This is a genomic window from Haloarcula sp. S1AR25-4 (assembly GCF_031624555.1).
GTDB lineage: Archaea > Halobacteriota > Halobacteria > Halobacteriales > Haloarculaceae > Haloarcula > Haloarcula pellucida.
Genome location: NZ_JAMQOR010000010.1, coordinates 44096 through 53419, shown reverse-complemented (window position 1 = coordinate 53419; position 9324 = coordinate 44096). Strand labels below are relative to the sequence as shown.

General features: G+C 65.4%; 18 protein-coding genes and 1 pseudogene. All 19 read right to left on the bottom strand.

Annotated features, from left to right (window positions below; translation table 11 throughout):
- Nucleotides 1-457: pseudogene (locus NDI85_RS21495) on the bottom strand (hypothetical protein); the annotation flags it as partial.
- Nucleotides 450-1148, bottom strand: coding sequence for a hypothetical protein (locus NDI85_RS21490; RefSeq protein ID WP_310917000.1), 699 nt, complete (start codon nt 1146-1148; stop codon nt 450-452). The gene NDI85_RS21490 and the pseudogene NDI85_RS21495, both read right to left, overlap by 8 nt.
- A complete protein-coding gene (locus NDI85_RS21485) occupies nt 1141-1458 on the bottom strand; it encodes a hypothetical protein (protein WP_310916999.1) in 318 nt (105 codons plus the stop codon). The genes NDI85_RS21490 and NDI85_RS21485 overlap by 8 nt, the downstream gene beginning before the upstream one ends.
- A complete protein-coding gene (locus tag NDI85_RS21480; RefSeq protein ID WP_310916998.1) occupies nt 1451-1771 on the bottom strand; it encodes a hypothetical protein in 321 nt (106 codons plus the stop codon). The genes NDI85_RS21485 and NDI85_RS21480 overlap by 8 nt, the downstream gene beginning before the upstream one ends.
- Nucleotides 1772-1954 (bottom strand): hypothetical protein, encoded by a 183-nt coding sequence (locus NDI85_RS21475; RefSeq protein ID WP_310916997.1) that lies wholly within the window; start codon nt 1952-1954, stop codon nt 1772-1774. It lies immediately after the preceding gene.
- Complete coding sequence (locus NDI85_RS21470) at nt 1947-2798, bottom strand: DUF5131 family protein (protein WP_310916996.1); 852 nt, start codon at nt 2796-2798, stop codon at nt 1947-1949. The genes NDI85_RS21475 and NDI85_RS21470 overlap by 8 nt, the downstream gene beginning before the upstream one ends.
- On the bottom strand, nt 2788-3132 hold the full coding sequence (locus tag NDI85_RS21465; protein WP_189002070.1) for a hypothetical protein: 345 nt from the start codon (nt 3130-3132) through the stop codon (nt 2788-2790). Before NDI85_RS21465 ends, NDI85_RS21470 begins: the two co-directional genes overlap by 11 nt.
- Nucleotides 3122-3475 carry a hypothetical protein gene (locus NDI85_RS21460; protein WP_310916995.1) on the bottom strand — a complete coding sequence of 118 codons (354 nt, stop codon included), beginning with the start codon at nt 3473-3475 and terminating at the stop codon, nt 3122-3124. The genes NDI85_RS21465 and NDI85_RS21460 overlap by 11 nt, the downstream gene beginning before the upstream one ends.
- Entirely contained in the window at nt 3465-3776 is a 312-nt protein-coding gene (locus tag NDI85_RS21455) for a hypothetical protein (RefSeq protein ID WP_310916994.1), read from the bottom strand. The genes NDI85_RS21460 and NDI85_RS21455 overlap by 11 nt, the downstream gene beginning before the upstream one ends.
- Nucleotides 3766-4869 (bottom strand): recombinase RecJ, encoded by a 1104-nt coding sequence (locus tag NDI85_RS21450; RefSeq protein WP_310916993.1) that lies wholly within the window; start codon nt 4867-4869, stop codon nt 3766-3768. Before NDI85_RS21450 ends, NDI85_RS21455 begins: the two co-directional genes overlap by 11 nt.
- Nucleotides 4862-5242 (bottom strand): hypothetical protein, encoded by a 381-nt coding sequence (locus NDI85_RS21445; protein WP_310916992.1) that lies wholly within the window; start codon nt 5240-5242, stop codon nt 4862-4864. The genes NDI85_RS21450 and NDI85_RS21445 overlap by 8 nt, the downstream gene beginning before the upstream one ends.
- Nucleotides 5235-6089 carry a hypothetical protein gene (locus tag NDI85_RS21440; RefSeq protein WP_310916991.1) on the bottom strand — a complete coding sequence of 285 codons (855 nt, stop codon included), beginning with the start codon at nt 6087-6089 and terminating at the stop codon, nt 5235-5237. Before NDI85_RS21440 ends, NDI85_RS21445 begins: the two co-directional genes overlap by 8 nt.
- Nucleotides 6089-6223, bottom strand: a complete 135-nt coding sequence (locus tag NDI85_RS21435) for a hypothetical protein (RefSeq protein ID WP_310916990.1) — start codon at nt 6221-6223, stop codon at nt 6089-6091. Before NDI85_RS21435 ends, NDI85_RS21440 begins: the two co-directional genes overlap by 1 nt.
- Nucleotides 6223-7578 (bottom strand): hypothetical protein, encoded by a 1356-nt coding sequence (locus NDI85_RS21430; RefSeq protein ID WP_310916989.1) that lies wholly within the window; start codon nt 7576-7578, stop codon nt 6223-6225. Before NDI85_RS21430 ends, NDI85_RS21435 begins: the two co-directional genes overlap by 1 nt.
- The gene (locus NDI85_RS21425) at nt 7575-7997 is read right to left on the bottom strand and encodes a hypothetical protein (protein WP_310916988.1); all 423 of its coding nucleotides are present in this window, start codon (nt 7995-7997) and stop codon (nt 7575-7577) included. The genes NDI85_RS21430 and NDI85_RS21425 overlap by 4 nt, the downstream gene beginning before the upstream one ends.
- Nucleotides 7994-8179: a hypothetical protein gene (locus NDI85_RS21420; RefSeq protein WP_310916987.1), complete on the bottom strand. Its 186-nt coding sequence runs from the start codon at nt 8177-8179 to the stop codon at nt 7994-7996. Before NDI85_RS21420 ends, NDI85_RS21425 begins: the two co-directional genes overlap by 4 nt.
- Entirely contained in the window at nt 8179-8373 is a 195-nt protein-coding gene (locus NDI85_RS21415) for a hypothetical protein (protein WP_310916986.1), read from the bottom strand. Before NDI85_RS21415 ends, NDI85_RS21420 begins: the two co-directional genes overlap by 1 nt.
- The gene (locus NDI85_RS21410) at nt 8373-8729 is read right to left on the bottom strand and encodes a PadR family transcriptional regulator (RefSeq protein WP_310916985.1); all 357 of its coding nucleotides are present in this window, start codon (nt 8727-8729) and stop codon (nt 8373-8375) included. The genes NDI85_RS21415 and NDI85_RS21410 overlap by 1 nt, the downstream gene beginning before the upstream one ends.
- On the bottom strand, nt 8729-9241 hold the full coding sequence (locus NDI85_RS21405; RefSeq protein ID WP_310916984.1) for a hypothetical protein: 513 nt from the start codon (nt 9239-9241) through the stop codon (nt 8729-8731). Before NDI85_RS21405 ends, NDI85_RS21410 begins: the two co-directional genes overlap by 1 nt.
- Nucleotides 9242-9324 lie beyond the last annotated feature (83 nt).

Sequence of the window (9324 nt, the reverse complement as noted above, 5' to 3'; positions counted from 1 at the left end):
AAGTGTCCTCACAGTGACCACACTCGATCTCGACGCGATGGAACTCGAAATCGCACTCACGCGAACAGAATCGACGCTCGTCGGCGCGGTTCTGATGCACTTCGAACTCGTCGCCGCACTGCTCACAGACCATCGTCTCGTTGAAGGCCTCGCGACGGCAGTCACGCGAACAGAACCGTCGACCGTCGGCGTCGCTGGGGACGGTCTCGAACGTCTCGGCACAGACCTCACACGTGTGGGTGACGCGTTCGGACCGCGCCTCGCCTGCGCACTCCACCGAGCAGTACTGTTTATCTTTCGAGTTGCCCTTGACGGCGAACTCGACACCACACTCCTGACAGGTCTTCTGAATCGTCGCGATGGATTCGTCGTGAGCCTTTGAGTGGTGGATCTTGACAGCTATCTCCGAGTCGAACGACCGGTCGCACGTCGGACACTGGTGGCCATCGTCAGACATCGAGTGGTCCCTCCAGGAACGTGATCACGGCGCACTGATCGACTGGCGTCGGACACCGACGCTGGCCCGGCGCGAGCGTCTTTTCGAGGTCGCCCTCGGCGTCGCAAGCTGGACATCGACCGTCATCGAAGCCACTGCCGTCAGTCATCAGATCCGCCGGGTCGTCGGCACCACACCGACGCGTCAAGTGATACAGTGGCTTCCAACCCGTCGGCCAGCACCACCCCGCCGGGGCGAAGTCGGCGAGGAGATCTTCGATGTGGTAGAACTGGCGACGCGTGTGCGTTCCGTCCCACAACTCGTAGAAGTGGTTCGAACCGTCGTGGTCGACCAGTCGCGTCGTGACGTGCCAGAGATCGCGACGGTCCTCCGGGCGGTCGGACCGGTCGTTGTACAGCACAGCACCGAGACCAACCGGCCAGTCGGGCGATTCGTCGAGGCGGTCGGCGACGTCGACCCACGACTCGCCGTCACCGCGAGGCTCGCCGATATCCTTGATGTCGACGTCGTGGCCGCTGCCGTCGGCGACGACGGTCGCCGTCTGCTGGCGAGTCTGTTCGAGCACGGCTTCGCGCTGGTCCATCGACAGTCCGGACCCGTCCGTCGCGACGACGACCACCATCCGAGGGTCCTCGTCGAACTGCTCGACCCGGCGGACGGCACGGTCGACGTGGGCGGATAGGTTACTCACCAGGCTCACCTCCAGCCTGCTCGAGTTCGTGCCCGCACTCCAGACACACGCGGCGGTACTCGGCGTCGAGCATCCCACGGATGTTCTCGACCGCCGAGCGGCCGCTGACTGCGTCGCCGTCGACATCGAACGGAAAGTCCAGCTTGCCCATCGCGTAGTTTCCGCACCGGTCGCCACACTCGTCGCAGAAGTTGTCGTGCCGGCGTCGGCCGAGCACCAACTTTGGGTGGCAGATGACCCTCGCGATGACGATGCCGATAGCGAGACGAAGACGACCAAAGCGGTAGTCGTCGACGGCGGGCTCAGACATCGTCGTCCTCCCATGCTATCTTCGCGTGGTCGATTTGCCGGCAGAACAGTACCTCGACGTCGAATGCGTCCGCATCGGCGAGCATCGACGCGACTTGCATCGCCTCTTGCTCGGACTGGAGAACAAACGACCCGCCGGGATGCCAGTCGTAGCGTTCGTGCTCGATGTCGTCGCCGGGGCCGGGGAACTCGACCAGACAGTACCGCTCGCGCACGAGTTTGAACGTCCCGTGGTCACCCTCTTCCAACCGAAGCCGCGTGTCGTTGGTCTCCGCGTTTGGGTCCTCGTCGATCCGCTCCCAGTCGTCAGACATCTACTCGTCACCTCCGAACACACACTCGAAGCACGGCGCGCCCGTGTCGCCGGAACCGAGACGGCAGTCGACGTTGCCGTTGGGGCACCGGCCCTGGTTCCCGACGCCGGCGAGCGCCCGAGTGCTGGCCTCGGTCTCTCGCACGACGTGTCGGTGCGCCGTCGGCGCGCGAGTCCTATGCATCGACGGTCGCCTCCTGACCGGCGAGGTCGGGACGGGCGTCCCGCAGCGCCGGCGTCAGTTCGGGTAGTTCGCGATACTCGGTCTGGTCGGCGCCGAGCAACGCGGCCTCGTTGAGGCCCTCACCAGCTTCGGCGAGGCGGCGACCGCGCTCGGGGTACCGAGCGCTCGACTGCTTGAAGAACACGGGGATGCCCTGTGCCTTCGCGGCGTCGCGGATCTCGCGGGCCCAGGCGTGATCCATCTCGCGACGGTCGGCTTCGGGGCCGGACTCGCCGCCGATCACGACCCAGTCGATGCCCTCGAGGTCGTCGGCGTCGACGTCGACGGGACCGAGCAGCGGTTCGAAGCTGATCCACTTCGTCGACGCTGCCGTGTTGCGCAGGTGGTCGATGCGGTAGGTCCGCTCGGCGCTCTCGACCGTGACGCCCATCCAGAGGTTGTCCGGCCAGCGCGTAGCCTCGCGGTCCCAGACGAGCATCCGGTTGTCGTGCTCGGCGCCGTGTTTCGTGAGCGCCTGGAAGACGTGCTGGTCGCACGCTTCGATGACGTCGAAGACGTCGTGCAGGTAGTCGTCGGGGACGAGGTCTTCGGGCAGGAACAGGTCCGACATACTGTTGACGAAGATGCGTTTTGGGTCGCGGTTGCGGGGCCAGCCGAGGTGGTCGCGCTGCAGTTGGACGTTCTCCTCGGCGTTGTCGACCGTCCAGGCGTGTTCGGTGTGGTCCCAGCGCTGGGACTGGACGGCAGCGTAGCAGTTCGCGCAACCTTCGCTGGTCTTGAAGCAGCCGTGGACGGGGTTCCACGTCGAGTCAGTCCAGCCGATACCGCTGTCCTCACTCGGCATCGGTCACACCTCCTTCCGAGTTAGTGGTCGTGCCGTAGTGTCCGATCTCCTGTTCCTGTTTCAGCCGTTCCTTCTTGGCCGCGTTTTCGAGGAGGCCTTGGGCAGCGTCAAGCTGGTCGTGAAACTCGTCACTGAGACCGTCGAACTCAGTCTCGGGAACCATCAGCCCCCGAATCCGCTCAGCGAGTTCCTCGGCCTTCTCAACCTTGTCGTAGCAGCCTTCGTGCCACCATTGCTCGTCGTTGGCCGCCTTCCAGACGCCGGGCTCGGTCGTATCAACCGGATTCCCGCAGTTCTGGCAGTCGGGTTGTTCGCGATCAGTCTCACTCGGCATCGGTCACACCTCCGTGGATGATCTGCTCCCAACTGCGCTGTATCTCGGTCAGGAGCTTACGGTCAGCCGGAGCGTGACTGCACCCGGTACATTCCGTGTGGTCGGAGAATCCCCAACTGCGAGTGCCACACTCTGGACATGCTGGCTGTTGAACGTCCATCCGACCACAGAGTTCGTGCCAGACTGTTGCGCGGCGCTGGCGCTCTTGCTCATCGAGCGTACTCGAGAAGCGGCGCTCGGTCAGCTCCTGGTACTCTCGCTGGAGCGTATCGAGGCTGAGTGTCTCGACGTCGACGCCGAAGTTGACATGGTCACCCTCGTCTGATGACTGTTCACTCGCCACCGGACTCACCTCCTTCCGAGTTAGTGTCCGTGTCTATGGAACGATACTGCATCCGAACGAGTCCCGCGTCGTACAGTTGATTCTCGGTGGACGGGCCGCCTGCCGTTTCTCGCTCCCATTCGAGGTAGTACAGCCGCTTATCCGCGTCAGCGTCGTAGAGACGGCGTTTCACCGTGTATTCCCTCGGCACGTCTCGGAAGTTGTCGAGGTCGTCCATCTGGGGCGTCTCTTGCTGTTCTATCAGCGTTTCGCCCTTCTCGAACTTCCAGTCAGTACCGTCGGAAGACTGATCACTCGGCACCGGACCCACCCCCCTTCACGACGGCTCGGATAGCACGCCTGATGTCGTCGTAGGAACTCGAGCCTTCCGAGGCCCAGTAGTGTGCAAGGTCTCGGAACGTGTCGACCGGCACCTCACACCCCGCGGCGGTCGGATGTCCACCGCCGCCGAGCTCGCTGGCGACCTCGTGGCATCGGGCGAAGCCCTCGCGATCACTGTGCGAGTAGATCCCGATGCCGCCGTGGGACTTCATCACGACTGCGACATCGCAGTCGTCTTCGTGCTCCTCTGCGAGGCGGTTCCCGATCACACTGGACCGGCCGCCGCTGCAGTAGGTGACGGCGACATCGTGGTCACCGACCCAAAAGCGAACGGCTCGCTCGACAGCGAGGTCTTCGAGCTGTTCGTCGAGCGCCTGCCGTTCGTCGATGCGCTGCTCGACGTCGTCGGGCAGGTCGACGCCGCACTCGAGGACGGTCGCGACGTAGTCCTCGGGGTCGGCGATGCTCGCGAACGTGTTGAGACGGCCCGACCGCGGGTCATCTCGAATCCACAGGTCGATGTCCTTCGTGACCTCCGCCAGCTCCTGCAGGTCGGCGTCGATGCTGCGGAAGCGGGCCAACAACGACGCGGTACACTCGTCCTCGTCGACGGAGAGGCGGAACCCTGCGTCCACGACGGCCTGCGCAGTTTCGCCGTCCCACTGGTGGTGGTCGAACCACTCGGCGGTCTGTGCCCGACTCCCGACGATGTCCAGATCGTCGACGGGCTCGTCGAGCGCGAAGTCACAGACCACGATAGTCGTGCTGGGCAGGTCCGCACAGTCGATGAGGTCCTCCAGCACGTGCTCGAAGCGGTACGCACCATGGTAGTCGACCGGCTGGACGACCGTCTCGAGCCCGTATTTGTCGACAACTAGCGCGGCGCTCGACAGCCCGTCGGCGTCGGTGTGCGTGATGCAGACCGCCGGCGGGTCGCTGCGGAGCTTCGACCGGAATGCCTCGCGGGCCCGCTCGCGTTCGAGTGAGTCAGGCACGAGGTGATCGGGGTCGGGCGTGACGGCCCACTCCTCGAAGCCGAGTTCGTCCCGGTCGAGTAGGGCGTCGTCAGTCATCGCGATCACCGTCCAGTGCGTCGACGTCGTAGCGAACACCGCAGTTGATGCAGTCGATGAGGACAATCTCGCGGTCGCGATGGCTGAGCGCCACGATGGGCTGCTCGTCGTCGGTGCAGTCGCACTCACTCGACAGCCCTGGCGTCGCGATCCACCCCTCGTCGAACGAACCAGGGTCGGCTTCGGTAGCAGTGTCGCCGACTGTGGCGTGGATCTCGGTGGTGCGGCCGGTCGTGTCCATGCCGAACCCGGCGCCAGACTGCAGCTTGCCGTCGGCGTCCTGGACGGCTTCGGCCCACTCCACGAGCCGGTCCATGTCGTCTTCGAACAGCGGGACGGCGCCGGTCAGCACCTCTTGTAGGGCGTCACTCACCGTCACCACCTCCGTCGGCCATGTGGACCGTGTCCAAGTTGTCGAACGTCTGCTGGTCCTCGTCGGTCAGCTCGACATCGCCGACGTCGAGCCGCTCGTGGACGATGTTGTCCACGGCTTCGTCGTCACTCTCAGCGACGAACGCGTAGGGCAGGACTTCCTCGGAGACGAACTCGAGGAACTCCGCGGTCTCCATGTCGGGTTCGAACACTTCGACCCAGCCCGACTGCGCGAGCGAGACGCGGCGGTACTCGTCGTCGTAGTCGACGTCGAGCGTCAGCACGGCGTGGCGGTCGATGGCCTCGTCGATCTGCGAGTCCGTCATGGCCTCGCGACCGGACCACGACATCGTCGTCTGGCCGGCCGGCTGGTCGCGACCGATCTCCCACACATCGAGGCGGTCGCGCTTGTCCTCCAGCCACGACCGCAGGTCGAGGTAGGCGGGCTCGATCTGACACACCGTCTGGTGGCTGGCGAGCTGATCGAACGCGAACGTCCCGGCACTGGTCGCCGTCATCGCGAAGCCGTCGTGGCCGTTCTCGGCCGGCACGGCCGCCCAGCGGGTGCCGGCTCGAACGCGCGTCTCCACCTGCTTCTTGTTGATGGTGGCGCCAGCGTCGAACCACTGCTCGGGCTCTCGCTTCTCGTCCCAGATGGCGGCCCCCTCGTAGACATCGACGTCACCGATGGTCGAGAGCGTCGCCTGCGAGGAATCGTCGACGGATAGCATCCGGACGAACTCCTCCATGCCGCCGTCGACGTAGTCTTCTTTCGCGGACCGGTACGCGGCGCCGGCGACGTCTTCGATCCAACCCTCGGTGACGAGGCCGAGCTTCCCGGCTTGCATCACTGACCACCTCCGATAGCCGCTCGGTCGCCAGCAGTCTCCTCGACGCCGACGAGGTCGTGGCCACACTCGTCGCACCGGAAGATGCACGAACTGTGGTGCCCGCACGCAGGACACTCGACACTGTGTCCCATCACGCGTCACCTCCCGTTGGGGCCCGCACGCGCCAGAGCCGACCGTCGTGTTCGATGACGTAGTCCTCAAGGTCCTCCGACAGCGTCTCCAGCGCCTCGCGGGCCTCGTTGCCCGTGATGTCGCACTCGATGGCGACGTCCTCGGTCTTCCAGTATCTGTACTCCGGCACGTTCTGCTCGAACCACTCGGCGACGCGCTGGTAGGCGGTCAGGCTGGTGTCAGTGGTTAGTTCGGGCCCGTCGCCGTCAAGCAACTGCTCTTCGGCAGGGTCCGTCGTCCGCGGGACGTACTCGCCGGGGTGATCGTTGCGGTTGTGGTGACCCTCGACCTGACTTTCGCGCCGGAACGGTCCCTGACCGCAGAAGCCACACCAGAAGCGGACGTCCTCCTCATCGGGTTCTTCGAGCCCGGACTCACCGTCACCGAGGACGTCGTTGATTGCTTCGTCCAACTCGTCGTCTGGCTCGTCGCCGGCGTCCGTTTCGTCAGCCGCGGTGCCGGCCGCCGCGGGGTCCTCGGATTCGTCGGCGACGGCGGGCCGGACAGCCCAGACCGCGGCCTCGCCGTCGTCGGCCTTGTCGGTCTTCTCGGCCTCGTAGTCGTCAAGGCTTTTCAGCGCGTGCGGGATGGCGCGGCCGTCTTCGTCGACGGCGTCGCCGATCTCCCCACACGTTGTTTCGAGTGTTCCGCCGTCGCCCTCGATCTCTCGGTGCAGGTACGCCGCGACCTTCTCTTCGGTCGTCGGGTCGTCAGCGTCCTCAAGCACGGGCACGTCCGCAGGACTGGTCGACTGAGTCCCGCCGTCCGAGTCGTCCTCGGTGTCCGGCGTGGTTTCGTCGACGGTAGTTGGCTCGTCCTCGTCGGTGGCGTCGGTGGCGTCGGTGGTGGCGCCGTCGCCCTTGCTGTCGGTGGCGTCGGTGGTGGCGCCGTCGCCCTTGCTGTCGTCGGCGTCGGCATCGTCGTCGCCGGCCACATCGCTCACCACGAGCAACGCGGACACATCGGCGACGACCAACTCGTCCGCGTCGTTGAGGTCGAAGTAGCGCGTCTCCTCGATCGCGTCGAGGTCAACGCCGAGCGCCCGCAGCGGCGTCCGGAGTCGGATGTCTGCGCCGGCGTCGGTGTGAGTCAGCGAGTACGTGTCGACGTTGTTCACCTCGTCGGCCGGCCGGAACGCGATGCGGCCGGCGTCCTGGTCGATGAGCACTTGCACGCCGTCGACGTCCTCGAAGTGCCGGTCGATGGCGCTGGCGTTGAGGTAGCCGTTGCCGTCCTGGTAGATGGTCAGGCGCGGGTCGGCCCGCCGCGTCGACTGCTTCCGGACGACCTCGAAGCCGTCGGTCTCGGAGCTCATTCCCGACCACCTCGCTCGAACTGGTCGGCGACTGCCTCGAGCGGCACGAGTTCGGGAACGCCGCGTGACTCGATCATCTGCTGGACGTAGTCGCCCGAGACCGTGATCGGATCGAGGTCAGCGTCGTCGACGACGGTCGCACGCTCGTAGAGGCCGACATCCATCGTCGCCCGCACGTAGATCGCAGTGTCGTGGTCCTCGCCGGCCGGCCAGTGCGCGACGACACCCCGGCAGCGATCGAGCGTTCGGCGGAAGTCCGTCCACGCCGGCGCACTCTCGCACCAGTCGCCGTAGTAGTTGAGGACGCGGATGACAGCGTCGTCGGGCATCTCCAGCAGCTCGTCGCAGAGCATGTTGCCGACGACGTCGTTGGGTGCCAGCTCATCGCGAGCGTCTTCGGGGTTGGTCGCGGCGCTCATGCCGATCCCTCCCCGTGGGAGTAGATGCTGATCTGTCCCGACTCGACGACGGCGTGTGCGCCGACCTTCTCGAAGGCGCCCTGCTCGATGATGTCCTCGTCGACAGCGAACGACTGTGCCGACTCGACAGGCTGGCCACACTCCGGGCAGAAGTTCGCCGAGACGTCGATAGCGTCAGCCATCACTCCCACCTCCAGCGCTTGACCATCGCGGACTGGTCGGCCTCGATGTACTCCTCGTCGCTACCGAACTCGCCGATCCTGACTCGGCGGTGGTCCGTCTCGACCGCGAGCACGTCGTGATCGTGCGGGTCGCGCTCGTAGGCAGCCATCTCGGCGTCACGGCCCTCGCCGCTGGCGGCTTGCGCATCTTGCATCATGCATCACCCCAGAGCAGGCCGTCGACGATGGTAGAGCGGCGCTGGGCGTCGGCGTGGATCAGCTGCTTGCCTTCGTCGGTCAGCTCGTAGAGGTTGGTCCGCTTGTCGAGACTCCTCTTTTTTAGGTAGCCGGCGTCGACGAGCTGGTCGAGGTTCGGATACAGTCGGCCGTGGTTGACTTCCTCACCGTAGTACGCCTCGAGCGCGCGCTTGATGCCGAGGCCGTACTCACTCTGCCCGTCCTCGCGAGCGAGGAGGTAGAGTATTTCCCACTGGAAGCGGGTGAGTTCGCCGTCGTCGACGGCGGGCTCGATGTCCTTGACGCGATCGCCCTTCTGGTCGCTGGCCGCCATCACGCATCACCTCCCTCGGCGGCCAGCGAGATGTCTGGTTCTTCGACGTCGCCAACGCTGATGACGTCCTGCGGTTCGTACAGTGCGCCAGTGAACAGCGACCCGTTCGTCGCGAGGAACTCCTGTACGTCGCGCTCGTGCGGATGCTCCAGTGCGTCCCAGGCCTCTTCGCGTGATGTTGCTTCGATGGCTATCGTCGCGGACTGACGGAGCTGGACGTCCAACTCGTAGATGTCTGTGTCTGGTTGCTCGCCGCCGCCGTCGGTCACCGTCTCCGGCTCGCACAGCCCTTCGGGATCGGCCTCGAAGTCGTAGCCGACGTCCAGGTCGAACGTGTGGACGAGCGTGGCTTCGCCGTCCTCGACGACGATGTCGACGTCGTCGGTCGCAAGCTGGCGGCCGGCGCGCTCGACCTCGTCAGCCAGACAGCGGAGCGCGCTGGCAAGCTGCTGGTGTGGTTCGGGATCGGTACGCTGTTCGGTATCGTTTTGAGTATCGTCCGCGTGTTGCATGTGTGGTCTCGTATCGTCTGCTGGTTAGCGGGCGGTGCGGGACCTGGCCCTGCATGCCCGAGCGAGTTGTTGGTACCAGTTGG

Excerpts from the sequence above, each read along its gene's own strand:
- NDI85_RS21480 (WP_310916998.1), bottom strand. The coding sequence starts at position 1,771 with ATGTCTGACGACTGGGAGCGGATCGACGAGGACCCAAACGCGGAGACC.
- NDI85_RS21405 (WP_310916984.1), bottom strand. The coding sequence starts at position 9,241 with ATGCAACACGCGGACGATACTCAAAACGATACCGAACAGCGTACCGAT.
- NDI85_RS21440 (WP_310916991.1), bottom strand. The coding sequence starts at position 6,089 with ATGCAAGCCGGGAAGCTCGGCCTCGTCACCGAGGGTTGGATCGAAGAC.
- NDI85_RS21410 (WP_310916985.1), bottom strand. The coding sequence starts at position 8,729 with ATGGCGGCCAGCGACCAGAAGGGCGATCGCGTCAAGGACATCGAGCCC.
- NDI85_RS21430 (WP_310916989.1), bottom strand. The coding sequence starts at position 7,578 with ATGAGCTCCGAGACCGACGGCTTCGAGGTCGTCCGGAAGCAGTCGACG.
- NDI85_RS21420 (WP_310916987.1), bottom strand. The coding sequence starts at position 8,179 with ATGGCTGACGCTATCGACGTCTCGGCGAACTTCTGCCCGGAGTGTGGC.
- NDI85_RS21485 (WP_310916999.1), bottom strand. The coding sequence starts at position 1,458 with ATGTCTGAGCCCGCCGTCGACGACTACCGCTTTGGTCGTCTTCGTCTC.
- NDI85_RS21470 (WP_310916996.1), bottom strand. The coding sequence starts at position 2,798 with ATGCCGAGTGAGGACAGCGGTATCGGCTGGACTGACTCGACGTGGAAC.
- NDI85_RS21435 (WP_310916990.1), bottom strand. The coding sequence starts at position 6,223 with ATGGGACACAGTGTCGAGTGTCCTGCGTGCGGGCACCACAGTTCGTGC.
- NDI85_RS21475 (WP_310916997.1), bottom strand. The coding sequence starts at position 1,954 with ATGCATAGGACTCGCGCGCCGACGGCGCACCGACACGTCGTGCGAGAG.
- NDI85_RS21465 (WP_189002070.1), bottom strand. The coding sequence starts at position 3,132 with ATGCCGAGTGAGACTGATCGCGAACAACCCGACTGCCAGAACTGCGGG.
- NDI85_RS21425 (WP_310916988.1), bottom strand. The coding sequence starts at position 7,997 with ATGAGCGCCGCGACCAACCCCGAAGACGCTCGCGATGAGCTGGCACCC.
- NDI85_RS21415 (WP_310916986.1), bottom strand. The coding sequence starts at position 8,373 with ATGCAAGATGCGCAAGCCGCCAGCGGCGAGGGCCGTGACGCCGAGATG.
- NDI85_RS21450 (WP_310916993.1), bottom strand. The coding sequence starts at position 4,869 with ATGACTGACGACGCCCTACTCGACCGGGACGAACTCGGCTTCGAGGAG.